This window comes from Conexibacter sp. SYSU D00693 (assembly GCF_017084525.1).
Classification (GTDB): Bacteria; Actinomycetota; Thermoleophilia; order Solirubrobacterales; family Solirubrobacteraceae; genus Baekduia.
In genome coordinates this window covers 1,222,870-1,239,244 of sequence record NZ_CP070950.1, presented here as the reverse complement: position 1 = coordinate 1,239,244, position 16,375 = coordinate 1,222,870, and the positions used below count along the sequence as shown (strand labels likewise).

Genomic DNA, 16,375 nt, shown 5'->3' with positions numbered 1-16,375 from the left:
TCGCACGCGACGTACGATCCGCCGCGATGAGCGTCGTCAAGATCAACGCGATCACGGTCCCGCGTGAGCGCTTCGCCGACTTCGAGCACCGCTTCGCCACCCGCGCCGGCAGGGTCTCCAGCGCACCGGGCTTCGAGGCCTTCGAGCTCCTGCGTCCCAACGACGACCGCGAGGTCTGCCTGGTCGTCACGCGCTGGCGCAGCGAGGAGGACTTCCAGGCGTGGCTGCGCAGCGCCGACTTCCAGGCCGGCCACGCGCAGCACCGCGAGGGCGGCCCGGTCGGCACCGCCAGCGAGATCTGGTCGTTCGACGTCCTCGAGCGCGAGGAGGCGCCCGCGCCCAGCGGCGCCTAGGCGGCCAGCGACCAGGTGCCGGAGGCGAGGTCCATCCGGACGTCGCCGCGCCGGCGCAGGTGGTCGATGTGGGCGAAGGTCTCCATCGCCGCGAGCATGCGGTCGGCGGAGGCGTCCAGGTTCTGGCCGAAGGCCGCCGCGCGCAGCTCGCGCAGCGTCCTCGGCCCGCCCTCGACGCTGGCCATGAGCGCCGCCAGCCGGCGCGCGTGGTGGTCGTGCAGCTGGCGCACCCGTGCGGTGGCGTCCTCGTAGAGCGGGCCGTGGGACGGCAGGACGAGCCGGACGTCGAGCGCGGCGATGCGATCGAGCGAGGCGAGGAAGTCGGCCAGCGCGTCGGCCCCGCTCCAGTCGGGCTGGACGTTGGGCGTGAAGTCGCGCAGCAGCAGGTCGCCGCACAGCAGCACGCCGTCGGCCTCGCGGAAGAGGCAGACGTGCCCGGGGTCGTGGCCGGGGGTGTGCAGGACCTCCCAGTCGCCGAGGCGGTCGCCGTCGGCCAGCGGCGCGACCTCCGGGATGCCGGCGATGAGGCCCCGCATGCCCTCGAAGGCGGCGAGCATGCGGTCCACGTCGAGCCACGCCGGCATCTCCTGCCGGCGCTCGCCGAGGTCGGCCGAGCCGAGGCGGATGCTCGGGCCCACGCGCGGATGGGCGAGCACGGTGTCCTGCAGCGTGGTCGCCAGCCCCCAGTGGTCCACGTGGCCGTGGGTGAGCAGGACCCGGCTGGGCGCCGCGCCGACCGCCTCGAGGCCCGCGCTCAGCGCGTCCTCGGAGCCGACGGCGCCGCAGTCGACGACGAGGTCGCCCTCGGGCGTGTCGAGCACGTGGACGTGCAGGTGGTCCGGCGAGGGCAGCGCCAGCGGGACGGTGAAGCGCCGGACGCCCGGGGCGGGCTCACGCACGTCGAGGTCCATGAGGAGCGCCAGCCTAGTCCGCGGGTGCCGTGGGGGCGAGCGGCGACGCCCTAGCCTCCGGGGCGATGGACGACCTCCTGCGGCTGCTGGCCGTGCTCGCGCTCGTCGGCGCCAACGCCTTCTTCGTCGTCGGCGAGTACGCGGTGGTCACGGCGCGTCGCGCGGGTCTCACGGGCCGTGCGGAAGCAGGGAGCGCGCGGGCGCAGGCCGCGCTGCGGCTCATGGACGACCCCGTGCGCGTGATCTCGACGGTGCAGGTCGGGATCACGGCGCTGGGGATCCTCACCGGTGCGCTGGGCGAACCGCTCGTGCGCGAGGTCATCGGCGACGCGCTGCCCCACTGGGCCGCGTTCGTCCTCTCCTTCGGCGTGGTGACGTTCCTGTCCGTCGTGCTCGGCGAGCTCGTGCCCAAGGCGCTGACGCTCGACCGCGCGGAGACGCTCGCGATGCTCGTGGCCCGGCCCATCGAGGCGCTGTCGGTCCTCTTCCGCCCGGCGGTGTGGGTCCTGCAGGGGGCCGCGCAGCTGCTGCTGCGGCCGTTCGGGATCCGCGAGGTCGTCGCGGGCGAGACGATCCGCAGCGCCGACGAGCTGCGCCAGCTCGTCGACGAGGCCGAGGGCTCGGGCGTCATCCCCGAGGAGCAGGAGACGTTGCTGCACAACGTCCTGGACTTCGGCGAGCGCGACGTGCGCGACGCGATCGTCCCCGCCTCCGAGGTCGCGTGGCTCGACGCGGACGCGACGGTGGAGGAGGGGCTGGAGCGGATGGTCGCGGAGCCCCACAGCCGCTACCCGGTGGGCCGCGGGTCGCTGGACCGGCTCGTCGGCGTGGTCCACGTGCGCGAGCTGGTGGCGGCGGCGCGGACGTCGCCGGCGCGCACGATCGGCGACGCCGCGAGCCCGGCGCACGTCGTCCCCGAGGGCAAGCCGCTGCGCGAGCTGCTCGACGAGCTGCGCGCGCGGCGGCTGCAGCTGGCCGTCGTCGTCGACGAGTACGGCGGCGTCGCGGGCATCGTCACCCTCGAGGACCTCATCGAGCAGCTCGTCGGCGAGATCGAGGACGAGTACGACGTCGCCGCGTCGCCGGTCGAGGAGCTCGACGGCGGCGTGCTGCGGGTGCCCGGCTCGCTGCCCGTCCGCGAGCTGGCGCGGGCCGGCGTCGAGCTCCCGCCGACGAGCGCGCGCACCACCGGTGGCGTGGTCTTCGAGGCGCTGGGGCGGCGGCCCGAGCTGGGCGACGAGGTCCGCCTCGGGGGGACGCGCCTGGCGGTCGAGGAGCTCGACGGCGTGCGCATCGCGGCGGTCCGCGTCGTCCCCGCGGGCGCCGACCGCTGAGGCGGCCCGGACCGCCGTCGGTGGCGGCCCCGCCAGGGCGGTGCGGGTGGCCGTACGCCGCGCTCGCCTGCCTGCCGCATGTGCCGGGCCCGCGCCGGGGACGACGATCCTCCACATGATCGGCAGCAGCGTCACCGAGGGCATCGACACCGCCCAGGCTGCTCGCGAGCACCTCCAGGTGCTCGAGAGCGAGCGGGCGCTCGCCGGGCTGTGCGGCCTGGACCACGACCCGATGTACATGGCCGACCTCCGTCAGGAGATCGCCGACGTCCGCTCGACGCTCGTCGGGCTCGCGGTCACCGAGATCGCCTCGCTGCGCGCGCAGCTCGGCGGCCGGCTCGACGGCTAGCCGGTCTCGTGGCCGTCGCGCGCGGCGCGACGGTCGATCTCGAACCAGACGTGGGTCGAGCCCTCGTGCACGCCCCAGCGCTGGGAGAGCGCCTCGACGAGGTGCAGGCCCCAGCCTCCGACGTCGGTCTTGGGCCGGTCGCGCGCGACGGGGGTGAAGCCGACGCCCTGGTCGACGACCTCGACGCGCACGTGGCGCGGGTGGTCGGAGGCCATGACGAGGCGCACGTCGCCCACGCCGCCGTACTTCACCGAGTTCGTGACGATCTCCGAGACGAGGAGCTTCACGTCGGGGACGACCTCGGGCTCGAGCTGGGCGCCCAGGCGCTCGACGGCCCGGCGCGCCATGGCAGGCGCCGTCGCGTCACGGTGGATGTCGACCTCGAGCATCGTCATCAGCAGGATCGTCGAGGTCTGGGGTTCCACCTGGCGAGCGGTTGAAACGGGGGTGGACCGACCGCACACGGACGCCGTCCGGGCGCGGTCGTAGGCTCGTCCCCGTGCCGCAGCTGCTGGACCTGCCGGGCCCGTCGCGGCGCATCCGGGTGGAGCCCCTGCGCCTGCCTGAGCCGGTTCGCGAGCCGGCGCACGACGAGCCCGCGCCGGCGGGCGAGCCGCTGCCCGAGCGCGAGCCCGAGCCCGCCCCAGCGTGACCGACGCGCCGTGCTTCCACGCCCCGGTCGTGGGCTTCCGCGCGTGGCACCTGGACGACGACGGGGTGCTGCGCGCGTGGACGTTCCGCGACGCGATCTGGGAGCCGGGCGTGACGACCGCGCGCTGCGTGCGGGCGGCGTCGCACCGGCCGCCGGTGGCCGACTGCTCGTGCGGGCTCTACGCGCTCAGCGACCCGTCGGACCGGCGGCTGCGCTTCACCGGCGACCAGGTCGTGGGGGCCATCGCCGCCTGGGGCGACCTGGAGGTCCATCGCACCGGGTTCCGTGCGGAGCACGCGTGCGTCGTGGCGCTCGCGGTGCCCGACCGGCCCGACGTCGAGCTGCTCGAGCGCCTCGAGCGAGCGGCGGCGCGCCACCGCGTGGCGCTCGTCCCGGCGGCCCGGCTGAGCGCCGAGGCGGCCAAGCACGGCGAGCCGCTGCCCGACCTGTGGGGCGCGGGCGCCGCCGCCGGCGGGCTGGGCCGCGGGGTCGCGGGCGCGGTGCCGGTCGCGGCCGGGCACCCGCCGATCGAGCCCGACACGTTCGTGGGTCCGGCGCGCGGCATCGTGCCCGACGCGCACCTGTGGCTCGAGACGGCCCTGGGCTGCGTCCTGACCGGGCTCACGCCGCAGCTCGTCGAGGAGGCCGGCGCTGAGGCGGCGATCGAGCTCGTGCCGGCGGGGTCGGTGGTCAGCGCGGGCGACCGCCTCGGGACCCTGCGCCCGGTCGCCGGTGGCCCGCTGGCGATCTGGTCGCCCGTCAGCGGGATGGTCGCCGCGGTCAACCCGCGGACCGCCGCCGGGCTCGGCGACCACGGGCCCTCGTGGCTGGTGCGGCTGCTGCCCAGCGACTGGGCGACCGACGCCGCGGGGTGCGCCTGGGGTCCCGACGCGGGTCGCGCCTATGCGGCGGGTCTCGCCGGCCCTGAGCGCGGGGACCCGTTCCTCGACGTCCGGCTCGAGCGCCTGCGGGCCATCCCGCCGGTCGGGTCGTGGGCGGACGTGCAGCGGGCACTCGAGGCCGAGCGCGACCGCCCGCGCTTCGCCGACGCCGACGCGGTGCGCGCCGAGCTGCACGCGCGCGTGCGCGAGGCGCTCGACGAGGACGCGGCGCTGCGCGCGCGACTCGGCCGGCTCGGCCTGCGCGTCGCCTTCGTCTGCCGGACGCCCGCCTGCGCGCTCGTCCTGGACCTCCGCGACGGCGAGGCCCGGTTGGGTCCCGAGGCCGCGGCGGCAGGGGCCGACCTCGTCGTGCGCTGCACCGCCGAGCTGCTCGAGCGCCTGCTCGACGGCCGGCTCGACCCGGCGGCGGCCCTGCGCCGCGGCGACCTGCGCTCGTCCCGGCCGGCAGGGGAGACGCTGCGCGCGCTCGCGGTGCTCAAGCACCTGCGCGTCGCCCGCGTCCCACGCCGCCGCGCGTCATGGGCCTCGCGGCCCCGGAACGCCGACGGCCCGCCGGGGGCGGGCCGTCGTGCCGGATGCGGATGAGAGGACTCGAACCTCCACGGGCGTGAAGCCCACAGGCACCTGAAGCCTGCGCGTCTACCAATTCCGCCACATCCGCGGGACGCAGCACTGTAGCGCCTGCGCGCGCTCCACGACCCCTCAGACGGCGGCGCCCCTTTGCTACGCTGACCGCCGTCCTGCCGCCATCGTCTAGGGGACTAGGACGCCGCCCTCTCACGGCGGAAACCGGGGTTCGAATCCCCGTGGCGGTACTGCGATGACCCCGGGCCTCTACCGGGGTCTTCGCGTTTCTGGGTAGGTCTCGCGGCGTGGATGCAGTCGACCGGGCGATGGCGCGCCTGCGCGCGGCCGAGCGCGAGCGCCACGCGGCGATCGGAGAGCTCATCGAGCTGGGCGTCGTGCGCAGCCGGGTGCTCGTCGGTGACCTCGGCGAGCAGATCGCCGCCCGCTACTACGGCGTGGACCTGGCCGACGCGTTCACGCCGGGCTACGACCTCGTCGACCAGCGGGGGCGCCGCGTGCAGGTGAAGACGCTGCGCGCGACGCCCGAGCGGCCCCGCACGATCATCGGCGCCGTCACCGAGCCCTGCGACGTCCTGCTCGCCATCCGGCTCTCCTTCGACTACGCGCCGCAGGAGGCGCTGGAGATGCCCGTCGAGGTCGCCCTGGAGCACGTCGGCAAGAACGGGAAGGTCGCGTGGACGGCACGGCTGGCACCCGACCCACGGGTGACGCGGCTCACGGCCGAGGACCTCGTCCAGGGTCAGCGCCGCTGAGCCACGGCGATCCGCGCGCTACTCGGCCTGGCGCCCGAGCAGCGCGACGAAGCGCTCGATGCGCGAGCGCTCGGCGTCGGGCAGCGTCGTGTCGGTCTCGACGAGGAGGGTCATCGGGCCGCGGCGGGTCGCCCACTCGCGGGCCTTGTCGCTGAAGCTCGGCGCGACCCAGACGAGGGCGTAGCGGCTCGTGTAGGCCATGACGGTCTGCTCCTGCGTCGCCGTGTCGGCCTCGGTGCGCACGACCTTCGCGGTCCAGAAGTCCAGCGCGTGCAGGACGCGGTCGACGTCCTCGAGGCCGCCCGGGCCGGCGGCGAGGACGAGCTCGCCCTCGGTCAGCAGGTCGGCGGCCCAGCCCTCGGGCGTCCCGAGGAGGGCGCCGGGGACGCAGACCATGCGGAAGATCGGGTCGCTCATGCGGCGCCGGACCGTATCGATGACGGTGCCGCGAGGAGACGGGCGGCTGATCGCCGGTCGTCCGGAGCGTCGGAGCTCGTCTACGCTCGCCCGGCAGGGACATCGGACGAAGGGGGACGTCGGGATGCGCAGGACCATCGGCTGCGGGCTCGCAGCCATCACCGCGCTGGCGCTGGCCGCGCCGGCGAGCGCTGCGCCGCCGGGCGACGCCGACGGCTACATCGCCTACGACACGGCGAGCGGGGTCAAGCTCGTCCGGCCCGACGGGACCGACAAGCGCGGGCTCGGAGCCGGGACGCAGCGTCCCGGCGGCTTCAGCCCCGACGGCCGCCGGCTCGTGCTGCTGGCCAAGGACGCCCAGGGGCAGTGGAAGGTCGCGCTCCACGACGTCGTGACCGGTGCGCGGACGCTCATGCAGGTGCCGGTGAGCGCGACGCCGCACACGGGCTTCGCGTCGCTCGAGGACCTGCGCTGGGCGGTCGACGGCGAGGCGGTCCTCGGCATCGGGGGCGAGATCGGCGTCGACCCCGAGACGGGGCAGGTGAGCACGCGGCCCGTCCTGTGGCGGTGGACGATGCTCACGGCGGGCGCCGCGCCGGCCGTCGTCAAGGCCGGCCCCTGGGGTGGCGTCATCGCCCAGGCGTTCGACGTCGGCACTGCCGGCGGTCTGGCCTTCGTGACCCAGAGTGCGGTCGACACGCTGTTGAGCTACGCCCCGACCGTCGACGCGGTCTTCGGCGGTGTCCCTCGGCTCGCGACCGTGAGCGGCGTCTCGTTCGCGCCCGAGGCCGCATGGTTGCTCACCCGCCAGGCGGGCGACGTCCTGCGCATGGCGCCGCCGGCCGGCCCGCCCGTCGGCGTGGTGGCCGGGGTCAGCGGCGATCCGGAGACGACCCCGACCTCCGGCGGCGTCGTGCGCGCGATCCGGTCGCTCGGGGGCCAGCCCACCCAGGGCCTGTTCCGGTTCAACGCCCTGGCCGGTCCTGACCAGCCGCTCGCGCGCATCCCGAACACCGAGGACGCCTCCGACGGCCGCCACCTCGCGGTGCAGCCCGTGCACGCGACCACGACGGACGTCGACCCCGTGCTCCTGCGCTTCGTCCCGCCGGCCCTCGGCCTGCTGCGCTTCACGGCCAAGGTCACCGACCGCTTCGGCCCCGTGGCGGGCGGATCGGTCGTCTTCCGCACGCGCGCAGGCGCGCCCGGGTGCACCGCCACGACGAACCGCGCCGGTGTGGCGACGTGCACCGCGACGGTCGGGTGGCTGCAGGCGCTGGTGTCCGGCGGCGTCACCGCGCGCTTCGCCGGCGACGCGGCGCACCTGCCCAGCAGCGACAGCGCGGGCCTGCTGGGCTGAGCCCCGCGACCAGTGAGGAGTTCGTGAGAGGTCGCCCGGCGTGCGTCGCCGCGCACGCCGGGCACGCGTTCGGGAGGCATGGAGCTTCGACACGCCCTTCCGACCCTCGCCGCCGCAGCCGGGCTCGGGGTGCTGGCCGCCCCCGCAGCGGCCGCCCCGCCGTGGACCGCGCCGCAGGTGGTCTCCGACGCCGCGGTGCGCCAGCCCGCGCTCGCCTTCGGCACCGGCTCGACCGGCGTCGCGACCTTCGGCTTCGGGCCGGGTTCCACGCGCCTGCTGAGTCTGCGCGCCGGGCAGCAGCCCGTGGTCACGGCGTCGCGCGACGTCCAGAGCGTCGAGGACGGGCCGCTGCCCTACGCGCAGACGCGCACCGTCGTCCTGCGCCGCCGGGCGGTCGGGCAGCGCACCGCCCTCGGGTTCTCCTTCGGGCGCCAGGACACCGGGGCCGTGGGGACGGTCCGCGGGCTGCGCACCGTCCAGCTGCGTCCCGGCGAGGCCGAGCTCGCCGTCTCGCCCAACGGCCACGCGATCATCGCGTTCGCCGAGGAGCGCGGCGGCTCGACGCGCCTCTGGCTCTCGACGCGCCGGGCCGGCGCCTCGCGCTTCACGACCCCGCGGGTCGTGCGCGGCAGCGGCTCCGTGCGGTCGGTCGCCGTCTCGGTCAACGACCGCGGGCGCTTCGTGCTGGCCTACGTGTTCGGCGCCGGGCGCACCCGGACGGTCGAGGCGCGGCTCGGCACGACCGGCGGGAGCCTCGGCGGCGTGCAGACCGTCGGCAACCAGCTCGGCATCGCGAGCGCGGCGGCGGTCATCGCGCCGACGGGGCGGGCGACGGTCGCCTGGGCCACGCACGACGGAGGCGAGGAGCAGAACGAGCCGACGGAGGTGCGCACGAACGTCGCGCCCGCCGGCCGCGCGACCTTCGCCGGCCAGACGATCCTCGACCGCGCCGCGCCGGGCGCCCTGGCGACCGAGCCCAGCCCGCCGTCGCTCGCCGCCGCGCCCGACGGCACGACGGTCCTCGGCTACACGCTCTCGGGCCGCTACGTCGGGACCGGCACCCCGGGCGACGCCAACACGGTCACGGCCGCGCGGGTCTCCGTGCAGGACGCCGCCGCGCGGTTCACCGCGCCGCAGGAGCTCGCGTCCGACGGCGTCGTCGGCCAGGTCGCCGCGCGCGCCGACGGCACGTTCGCCGTCCCCTACGCGACCGGCGTGCCGCTCGAGGGCGGCCCGTCGCCGCTGTTCGTGGCGCTCCGCGCTCCGGGCGCCGCGACGTTCGGGGCAGGCGAGCTCGTCGCCGAGGACGCTGACGAGGACGCCGCCGTGGCCTTCGAGCCGGGGGCCTCCGGCGCCCCGGTCGTGCTCTTCACGCGGGCGCGCGCGTCGGGCGCCGCCATCGCCCGCCGCGCCGGCTAGCGACTCTCGGGCCCTCGCGCGTCGATCGCCCTCTCGCGCAAGCTCCGCGACGCCGCCGGGGTGCCGCACCGGGCCTCGACGACGCTGCGCGTGCGCCGCTCGTCGCACGATCCCCTAGGAAGCGGTGCATTCTGCGACGGTCGCAGCAGACTCGACCAAGGGGGACGCGGGGATGAGGATGATCACACGAGCGACGGTCACGGCGGCGTTCGCGGCTGCGGCCGTGGCGGTTCCCGGCACCGCGCAGGCGGCTGTGCCGCCGGCGACCTACGCGTGCGCGAACACCATCTGCGCGAAGGTCGTCGACGCGGACGTCGCTGACGGCGTCGCCGGCGCGGTGACCAACAGCTGCTCGCTCGTGAACACGCTCGTCCCGGTGCTGTGCACCCCGGTGCCCGTGGGCAACCCCGAGGTGGACGTCGTGAAGGTCGGTGACCTGTCCCTGACCGCGTCGTGGCGCGCGGTGACGCACGGCTGGGACGGCATCGACTCGAACGTGGGCCTGAAGCAGGGCGGCGCGTACGTGCTCGCACTCCGCGGTCAGCACTGAGCCACCCCGACGCCCGGGGGCGGCCCACCTAGGGTCGCCGCGGGCGGACGTGCACCAGCCAGTAGGCCGGCAGGACCGGCAGGCCACACCCCGCGGCCACGCGCCAGCAGCGGCGGGCGCGGTCGTCCACCGCGGGGTTGACCTCGAGGTCGGCCTGGAGCAGGCCGACGGACCACATGGACCCGACGGCGAGCGCGAACCAGAGCAGGACGACGGGGGCCGCTGGGACGTCGGTGGACCACGCCGCGAGACCGACGGCCAGGTGCGCCGGCTGCAGCACGGCGTAGCGCGAGAAGCGCCGGTAGGCCGTCACGGTCATCCACCGGGTAATCGGCACCCGACCCGCAGCGGCTGACCGCCGTTCGACGCATCCGGTCCACCTGTCGGCGGTGCCTTGGACACACCGTCAAGTGGTGCGTCATACCGTCGCACGTCATGGGGGTGGGGACCTTCGGTGGGGATGGCGCTGCTGCGCGCCCGGAGCGCGAGCGCTTCGTGCTGGGCGACCCGATCAGGGGCATCGCGTGCCTGCTGATCCTCGTCTACCACAGCGCGCACATCGTCTCGGTGCAGCGCGGGGGACAGGGGCTGCTGGGCGGCACCTACGGCGCGCCCGGGTCGGTCATGAACCTGTTCGACCTGAGCCTCTACGTCTTCTTCGTCCTCTCCGGGTTCCTCATCGCCCGGCCGTGGGTGGCGGCGTTCGTGCGGGGCGAGCGGCGGCCGTCGACGCGGCGCTACCTGACCGCTCGGGCGCTGCGGATCTTCCCGGCGTTCTGGGCCATCTTCGCGCTCTTCGCGCTGGTCAACAGCACCTACGGCGACTCGTTCGACCAGATCCTCTCGGCGATGGCGCTGCAGCAGCAGTACCACAGCGGCCTCGGCACCCAGATCTGGATGGCGCAGGGGTGGACGCTGGGCCTCGAGTTCACCTTCTACCTGCTCGTGCCCGTGGCCGGCTGGGCCCTCGCGCAGCTTGCGGCCCGGCGCTGGAGCTCGACGAGCGCCCGCGTGCGCATCGTCCTCGGGCTGTGCGCCGCGCTGTTCGCGCTGTCCTTCGCCTCCCGGCTGCTCGGCCCGCAGACGATCACGTTCCAGCGTGCGCTGCCGGCACTGCTCATGTTCTTCCTGCCGGGCGTCGCGCTCGCCGCCGTCGAGCAGGTGGCCCGGCCCGCGCTGCGGGCCCACCCTGGCCGGGCGCGCGTCCTGGCGCTGGGCCTCCTCGGGCTCGCGGTCGTCGGGCTCGGCGGCTACCACCTCTCCAAGCACGACATCCCCGGCTTCCACCCCGAGGCGGCCGAGAGCCGCGCGGTGTGGGGCGCGCTCGTGGCCGGCACCCTCGTCGCGGCGCCGCTGGTCTGGCAGTGGGCCGGGCTGCGGGCCTGGCGGGTCATGGACCGCAAGCCGCTGCACTGGGTCGGGGAGCGCAGCCTCTCGATCTACCTGCTGCACGCCGGCGTGTGGGACGTCCTCAGCCTCAAGGGCGCGACGTGGCGTCCGCTGTGGACCGACTTCGCGCTGCACGCCGGCGCGACGCTGGCGCTCACCATCCCGCTCGCCGCGCTCACCTTCGCGCTCGTCGAGCGTCCCGCGATGGAGCGCCGCCTCCCGCTGCGGCGCCTGCGCCGCCGGGTCGTGGCACCCCGCACGCCCGCGCGGCCCGCCGTCGCCGAGCAGCTGGCCTGACGCCCTGCCTCGCGCAGGCGGGGGCCGGCGACCTTCCCCGGGCCGCCGGCCCACCTGCCGTGAGGAGGCGCACTGGCACATCACTGGCCGTGCGAGCGTGGTGGGTCCGGCTTCCCCTGAGTCCCAGCCGGACCGCGTGCGCGGACTTCTGGAGCCGCGCAGGTGGCAGTCAACCGCGCGGGACGCCGCAGGACGTGAACGTCGCGAGAACGTCTACTTCGAGCTGAGCATCACCACGACGCCGAGGACGACGATCGCCGCGCACAGGCCGAGGGCGACGACCGAGACGGCGCGGCGCACGGCGGTCGGCGCGGCGCCGTCGCGGCCGGGCTGCGCGGCCAGGACACCCGTGGTGAACAGCCACGTGAGCACCAGGCTGCCGGCCAGTGCGTAGAGGGCGACCTGCCCGAGGGCCGACCAGTCGACGACGGAGGCGAGCGGCATCAGACGTCCTTCGCGGTGATCGGGGCGTTGCGCTGCGCCTGCAGGAACAGCCCGACCGCGGCGACGGCGGCCGCGGCGCTCACGACGAGCGGCCCGACGACCTCGCCGCCGAGCTCGTCCACGCCGAGGTAGGCCACAGCGGCGATGAGCGCCGCCGCGGGCAGGGTCAGCAGCCAGGCCACGACCATCTGGCCGGCGACGCCCCAGCGCACCTCCGCGGCGCGGCGGCCGACCCCGGCACCGAGCACGGCACCGGAGGTCACGTGGGTGGTCGAGAGCGGGAAGCCGGCGTGCGACGCCGCGAGGATCACCATGGCGCCCGAGGTCTCGGCCGAGAAGCCCTGGGCGGCGTTGATCTCGGTCAGCCGGTGGCCGACCGTCCGGATGATCCGCCACCCACCGATCGCCGTCCCGAGCGAGATCGCCGCCGCGGCGCAGACGACGACCCACGCCGGCACGCCGGCGCCGCGGTCCAGCGAGCCGTGCGCGACGAGCGCGAGCGTGATGACGCCCATCGTCTTCTGCGCGTCGTTGGTCCCGTGCGACAGCGCCACGAGCGACGCGCTGGCCAGCTGGCCGTGGCGGAAGCTCGACTGGATGCGGTCCGGGAGCCAGTCGCGGATGCGGCGGAAGACGACGAACGTCGCGAGGCCGGCCACGACGAGCGCGAGGACCGGCGCGATGACCGAGGGGACCAGGACCTCGCCCACGAGGCCGTCCGCCTCGACGGCGTCGAAGCCCGCGGCGACGACGACCGCCCCCACGACGCCGCCGATCAGCGCGTGCGACGAGGACGACGGCAGCCCCAGCCGCCAGGTCAGGAGGTTCCAGAGGATCCCGCCGAGCAGGCCGGCGAGGATGATCGCCGGCGTGATGGCCGCGGGGTCGACGATGTCCTCGGCGATCGTCGCCGCGACCTCGAGCGACAGGAACGCGCCGACGAAGTTCAGGACGGCGGCGAGCGCGACGGCCTTGCGGGCGCTCAGCGCCCGTGTGGCGATGGACGTCGCCATCGCGTTGGCGGTGTCGTGGAAGCCGTTGGTGAAGTCGAACGCGAGGGCGGTCAGCACCACGAGGGCCAGCACGACGTCGGCGGCGTCCATGGGCGCAGGGCTGCCCCGCGGACCCGGACCGCCCACCGCGGCTTCACCGGATCGTCACGCCTGGTCGAGGTCGACCCGGACGACGAGCTGCTCGGTCCCGACCGCGAGCAGGAGGGCGTCGTTGAGCGGCCGGCGCAGCGCCCGCAGGCGCGCGTAGGGGTCCTCGTCGGGCATGACCTGCGCCGTGCCCGACAGCCAGCGCCGGCCGACCTTGAGGCGCACGCGCGGGTCGGCCCGGAGGTTCTTGACGTAGTCGGCGCCCCACCCGTGCTCCGTGACGATCCAGAAGACGCCGTCGCGCAGCCCGTTGCCCACCGGCGTGCGCACCGGCCGCCCGGTCCTGCGCCCCGTGGTCTCGAGCAGCACCCAGTTCGTCGGGAAGGCGCCGGCCTCGATGGCGCGCCGCACGAGCGGGTTGACCGCCCGGCGGGTCACGGCCCGGCTGACGCGCCGCTTGAGGGCGCGCGGGCCGCCGACCGGCGCGGTGCCGGGGCGCCGGGGCGCGCGGGCGTCGCCGAGCAGGCGGGCGGGGAGGGGGACGTCAGGTCCGCGGCGGGCCATGGCAAGGAGCCTGCCCGGTCCTGGGGCGCCGCACGACCTACCCGGGCCCCTCGAACATCCGGGCCAGCGCCTGGCCCACCCGCTCGCGGACGACGAGCGCGCTGCGCTGCACGTGCGCGCGCATGAACGCGGCAGCGGCGTCGGCGTCGCCGGCCAGCACGGTGTCCAGGATCTCGAGGTGCTCCTCGATGGTCGCGCCGATCCGGGCGTCGAGCGTGAAGTCGTGGATGCGCAGGATGCGGATGCGGTCGTTGAGGTCGCACAGGAGCCGCACCGCGACGTCGTTGCCGCTCGCGCGCGCGACGGTCTCGTGGAAGCCCTCGTCGGCGTGGACGAACTCGGGACCGTCCACCTCGCCCGACGGCGCCCGGCGCGCCGCCTGCAGGGCGACCCACTCGTGGCGCAGCGCCTCGAGCGCGCCGCGGTCCCCGCTCGTCGCGGCCCGCCGGACGACGAGCTCCTCGAGCGCGAGGCGCACGTCGTAGAGCTCGTGCATGGACCGCACGCTGGGCACGGCCGGGCGCAGCCCGCCCGAGGGGTCGCGCTCGATGTGCCCGTCGCCCTCGAGACGGCGCAGCGCCTCGCGCACCGGCGTGCGGCTCGTGGCGAACTCCGCCGCGAGCGCCTGCTCGACCAGCCGCCGTCCGACCGGCAGTTCGCCGCGCAGCAGCTGGGCGCGCAGCTGCTCGTAGACGCGGTCGGCCTGCGAGGCCCGCGGCGCGGCCTCGTGCGGCGGCGGTGCCTCGACGGGGCCGGCGAGGCGCAGCGGCCCGCCGCGCTGCTCAGGTCGCGTCAAGCGCCGCGACCGCCGCCTCGAACGCCTCCATCGGCGGGTGGGTGACCCCGCCGCCGATCTGCCCGACGCCTGGGCGGCGGTGCGCGATGCCGGTGTGGACCGGCGGCAGCACCCTCTCGCGCACCACCGCCCGCGCGTCGACGCCGAGGATCGCGGGGGCATCGGCACCTGGCCCGCCGAGGCGCAGGGCCGGGTGCTCGCCCGCGCCGATCGACCGCAGGCGCTGGGTGATGGCGGCGGCGTCGTCGGCGTCGAGCCCCACCGACGGTGCCGACAGCGGCGAGGCGGCGATGGCCAGTGCGCCGAGACCGTAGGCCTCGACGATCGCCGAGTCCCCGAGGTCGGGGTTCATGTCCCCCGGGCCGAAGCCGTCGAACAGCGCGGCCGGCTCGGGGAGGGCGGCGGGCCCGCTGAACCACCGCGCGCCGGTTCCCGACAGCTTGATGCCGACCTCCACGCCGTTGCGCGCGATCGCCGTCACCAGCGACGACCCGGGGCGGTGCTCGGCGCAGACGAGCGCGAGCTTGGCGCTGACCATCGCGACGTTCAGGAAGAACTGGTGGTTGTCCAGGACGAAGGCGCTGACGTCGTCGGGCAGCGCCGGGGCCAGCAGGTCGTGCAGGAGCTGGGTGCCCGCGCCCGTGCGGTGGTGGGCCTCGTCGCCCTGGCGCAGCGCCTCGGCGTGGAGCTCGAGGAGGTCGAGCGGCCCGGTCTGCGCGAGCGCCGCGGCCAGCGACGGCCCGAGGACGTCGCGCATCCACGCCAGGCGGGCGACGACCTCCTCGTCGTCGGCGCCGTAGCGCAGCACCTTGCCCGAGCCCTCGTTGAGCGGGCACCACGCCGTCAGCCCGGTCGCGTCGTCGCGGGCGACGAGCACCGGCATCGAGCCGGTGACGACGCCGGACATCGGACCGACGCCGCCGGCGTCGTGGTTCGGGCACAGGCGCAGGAGCCCGGCGTCGGCCAGCGCGAGCGCGGCGACCGGGTCCTCGGCCAGGCCCTCCATCGCGACGGCGACGCCGAGTGCCGCGCGCATCGGCGCGCACATCCGCGCCGGGTGGATCGGCGGGCCGGCGTGGCAGACACCCCCGGCGGCGAGGTGCGCGACGACCTCGCGCGCGGGCCGGACGTCGACCAGGAGCGGTCGCGCGGCGGCCAGCGCCGCGAGCGCCGGGTCGGCTGTGTGCAACGCGGTGTCCACGCGCCGGCACGCTACGGCCGGCCGGGCGGGCCGGTCATCGGCCGCGCGGTCCAACCGCGGCGACGCGCGGTCCAAGATCCTCGATCAGCACGGGGGATCGGACCGGTCGGCCCGTCGAGATCGGACCGCCGGTCGGAGGGCGCGCCAGGTCGCCGGCGTCAGGCTGTCGCGCCGCATGCCCCGGCTGTGGACCGGGCTGCATACACCGCTCCTGAGGGGGAGACCACGTGCCAACGACGTCCGGACCGCCCGGGACGCTGAGCGTCCCGGCGCGCCCAAGGCCGTTCACCATGGACCCGGCGAGCACCGCGCTCGTCGTCATCGACATGCAGCGCGACTTCCTGGAGCCCGGGGGCTTCGGGGAGGCGCTGGGCAACGACGTCCGCCTGCTGGGCCGCGTCGTGGCGCCGCTGGCGGCGCTGCTCGACGCCGCCCGCGTCGCGGGGATGCTCGTCGTCCACACGCGGGAGGGCCACCGGCCCGACCTCGCCGACTGCCCGCCGACGAAGCTCGAGCGCGGCGGCGGCCCGCTGACCATCGGCAGCCCGGGTCCGCGCGGGCGGATCCTCGTCCGCGGCGAGGAGGGCCACGACATCGTCGACGAGCTCGCGCCGGGGGACGGCGAGGTCGTGCTCGACAAGCCGGGCAAGGGCGCGTTCTACGCGACCGACCTCGAGCTGCTGCTGCACAACCGCGGGATCACCTCGCTGCTGGTGACGGGGGTCACCACGGAGGTGTGCGTCAGCACGACGGTCCGGGAGGCCAACGACCGCGGCTTCGAGTGCCTCGTGCTCGAGGACTGCTGCGGGTCCTACTTCCCGGAGTTCCACGAAGCCGCGCTGGCCATGGTCGTCGCGCAGGGCGGCATCTTCGGCTGGGTCGGCCAGTCGTCCGACGTCGTCGCCGCCCTGCAGCCCGCGAGCGCCGTGACGGAGGTGGTCGCGTGAGCGCCGTGGCGGCCGCCGCGTCCCCGCGGCCCGCCCCGCCGTCGTGGTCGCGC

General features: G+C 75.9%; 20 protein-coding genes and 2 tRNA genes. 12 read left to right on the top strand and 10 right to left on the bottom strand.

The features are described from left to right. Positions 1–26: 26 nt before the first annotated feature. On the top strand, positions 27–353 hold the full coding sequence (locus JUB12_RS06255; protein ID WP_205698763.1) for an antibiotic biosynthesis monooxygenase: 327 nt from the start codon (positions 27–29) through the stop codon (positions 351–353). Here the strand turns inward: JUB12_RS06255 and JUB12_RS06250 are convergent. Beyond that, positions 350–1,264, bottom strand: a complete 915-nt coding sequence (locus tag JUB12_RS06250; RefSeq protein WP_205698762.1) for an MBL fold metallo-hydrolase — start codon at positions 1,262–1,264, stop codon at positions 350–352. The two genes, JUB12_RS06255 and JUB12_RS06250, sit on opposite strands and share 4 nt — an antisense overlap. A gap of 65 nt (positions 1,265–1,329) precedes the next feature. Between JUB12_RS06250 and JUB12_RS06245 the strand changes: the two genes are divergently transcribed. Together JUB12_RS06245 and JUB12_RS06240 are read left to right on the top strand one after the other, a co-directional pair. Next, complete coding sequence (locus tag JUB12_RS06245; protein WP_205698761.1) at positions 1,330–2,598, top strand: hemolysin family protein; 1,269 nt, start codon at positions 1,330–1,332, stop codon at positions 2,596–2,598. 115 nt (positions 2,599–2,713) lie between these two features. Beyond that, positions 2,714–2,947, top strand: a complete 234-nt coding sequence (locus tag JUB12_RS06240; RefSeq protein WP_205698760.1) for a hypothetical protein — start codon at positions 2,714–2,716, stop codon at positions 2,945–2,947. On the opposite strand, the gene JUB12_RS06235 is transcribed toward JUB12_RS06240, so the two are convergent. Continuing rightward, the gene (locus JUB12_RS06235; RefSeq protein WP_205698759.1) at positions 2,944–3,372 is read right to left on the bottom strand and encodes an ATP-binding protein; all 429 of its coding nucleotides are present in this window, start codon (positions 3,370–3,372) and stop codon (positions 2,944–2,946) included. The two genes, JUB12_RS06240 and JUB12_RS06235, sit on opposite strands and share 4 nt — an antisense overlap. 74 nt (positions 3,373–3,446) lie before the next feature. Between JUB12_RS06235 and JUB12_RS06230 the strand changes: the two genes are divergently transcribed. Both JUB12_RS06230 and JUB12_RS06225 read left to right on the top strand, forming a co-directional pair. Beyond that, a complete protein-coding gene (locus tag JUB12_RS06230) occupies positions 3,447–3,599 on the top strand; it encodes a hypothetical protein (protein WP_205698758.1) in 153 nt (50 codons plus the stop codon). Continuing rightward, positions 3,596–5,086 (top strand): SCP2 sterol-binding domain-containing protein, encoded by a 1,491-nt coding sequence (locus tag JUB12_RS06225; protein WP_205698757.1) that lies wholly within the window; start codon positions 3,596–3,598, stop codon positions 5,084–5,086. Before JUB12_RS06230 ends, JUB12_RS06225 begins: the two co-directional genes overlap by 4 nt. Here JUB12_RS06225 and JUB12_RS06220 read toward each other — a convergent pair. Then, positions 5,078–5,162 (bottom strand) — tRNA-Leu (locus JUB12_RS06220). The genes JUB12_RS06225 and JUB12_RS06220 overlap by 9 nt on opposite strands. 81 nt (positions 5,163–5,243) lie before the next feature. Between JUB12_RS06220 and JUB12_RS06215 the strand changes: the two genes are divergently transcribed. Continuing rightward, a tRNA-Glu gene (locus tag JUB12_RS06215) sits at positions 5,244–5,316 on the top strand. Between the two features lie 57 nt (positions 5,317–5,373). Next, positions 5,374–5,841 carry a hypothetical protein gene (locus JUB12_RS06210; protein WP_205698756.1) on the top strand — a complete coding sequence of 156 codons (468 nt, stop codon included), beginning with the start codon at positions 5,374–5,376 and terminating at the stop codon, positions 5,839–5,841. A gap of 18 nt (positions 5,842–5,859) precedes the next feature. Here the strand turns inward: JUB12_RS06210 and JUB12_RS06205 are convergent, their stop codons facing one another. Continuing rightward, complete coding sequence (locus tag JUB12_RS06205; RefSeq protein ID WP_205698755.1) at positions 5,860–6,258, bottom strand: hypothetical protein; 399 nt, start codon at positions 6,256–6,258, stop codon at positions 5,860–5,862. 124 nt (positions 6,259–6,382) lie between these two features. On the opposite strand from JUB12_RS06205, the gene JUB12_RS06200 reads away from it, so the two are divergent. From JUB12_RS06200 to JUB12_RS06190, 3 genes are all read left to right on the top strand, one after another. Then, on the top strand, positions 6,383–7,615 hold the full coding sequence (locus tag JUB12_RS06200) for an Ig-like domain-containing protein (protein ID WP_205698754.1): 1,233 nt from the start codon (positions 6,383–6,385) through the stop codon (positions 7,613–7,615). A gap of 78 nt (positions 7,616–7,693) precedes the next feature. Further along, a complete protein-coding gene (locus JUB12_RS06195) occupies positions 7,694–9,034 on the top strand; it encodes a hypothetical protein (protein ID WP_205698753.1) in 1,341 nt (446 codons plus the stop codon). A 172-nt stretch (positions 9,035–9,206) separates the two neighbouring features. Further along, on the top strand, positions 9,207–9,584 hold the full coding sequence (locus JUB12_RS06190; RefSeq protein WP_205698752.1) for a hypothetical protein: 378 nt from the start codon (positions 9,207–9,209) through the stop codon (positions 9,582–9,584). 28 nt (positions 9,585–9,612) lie between these two features. Here the strand turns inward: JUB12_RS06190 and JUB12_RS06185 are convergent, their stop codons facing one another. After that, positions 9,613–9,903, bottom strand: coding sequence for a hypothetical protein (locus JUB12_RS06185; protein ID WP_205698751.1), 291 nt, complete (start codon positions 9,901–9,903; stop codon positions 9,613–9,615). 116 nt (positions 9,904–10,019) lie between these two features. Here JUB12_RS06185 and JUB12_RS06180 point away from each other — a divergent pair, with 116 nt between their 5' ends. After that, positions 10,020–11,270, top strand: a complete 1,251-nt coding sequence (locus JUB12_RS06180; RefSeq protein ID WP_205698750.1) for an acyltransferase — start codon at positions 10,020–10,022, stop codon at positions 11,268–11,270. Between the two features lie 213 nt (positions 11,271–11,483). On the opposite strand, the gene JUB12_RS06175 is transcribed toward JUB12_RS06180, so the two are convergent. The 5 genes from JUB12_RS06175 to JUB12_RS06155 are packed head-to-tail and all read right to left on the bottom strand — an operon-like array spanning position 11,484 to position 15,375. After that, the gene (locus JUB12_RS06175) at positions 11,484–11,714 is read right to left on the bottom strand and encodes a hypothetical protein (RefSeq protein WP_205698749.1); all 231 of its coding nucleotides are present in this window, start codon (positions 11,712–11,714) and stop codon (positions 11,484–11,486) included. Then, positions 11,714–12,817 (bottom strand): inorganic phosphate transporter, encoded by a 1,104-nt coding sequence (locus tag JUB12_RS06170; protein ID WP_205698748.1) that lies wholly within the window; start codon positions 12,815–12,817, stop codon positions 11,714–11,716. Before JUB12_RS06170 ends, JUB12_RS06175 begins: the two co-directional genes overlap by 1 nt. Before the next feature lie 54 nt (positions 12,818–12,871). Beyond that, positions 12,872–13,378 (bottom strand): nitroreductase/quinone reductase family protein, encoded by a 507-nt coding sequence (locus tag JUB12_RS06165; RefSeq protein WP_205698747.1) that lies wholly within the window; start codon positions 13,376–13,378, stop codon positions 12,872–12,874. Positions 13,379–13,415: 37 nt separating this feature from the next. After that, a complete protein-coding gene (locus JUB12_RS06160; RefSeq protein ID WP_205698746.1) occupies positions 13,416–14,174 on the bottom strand; it encodes a GntR family transcriptional regulator in 759 nt (252 codons plus the stop codon). Next, entirely contained in the window at positions 14,161–15,375 is a 1,215-nt protein-coding gene (locus JUB12_RS06155; RefSeq protein WP_205698745.1) for a DUF1116 domain-containing protein, read from the bottom strand. Before JUB12_RS06155 ends, JUB12_RS06160 begins: the two co-directional genes overlap by 14 nt. A 290-nt stretch (positions 15,376–15,665) precedes the next feature. Here JUB12_RS06155 and JUB12_RS06150 point away from each other — a divergent pair, with 290 nt between their 5' ends. Beyond that, on the top strand, positions 15,666–16,322 hold the full coding sequence (locus tag JUB12_RS06150) for a cysteine hydrolase family protein (protein ID WP_371822320.1): 657 nt from the start codon (positions 15,666–15,668) through the stop codon (positions 16,320–16,322). Positions 16,323–16,375 lie beyond the last annotated feature (53 nt).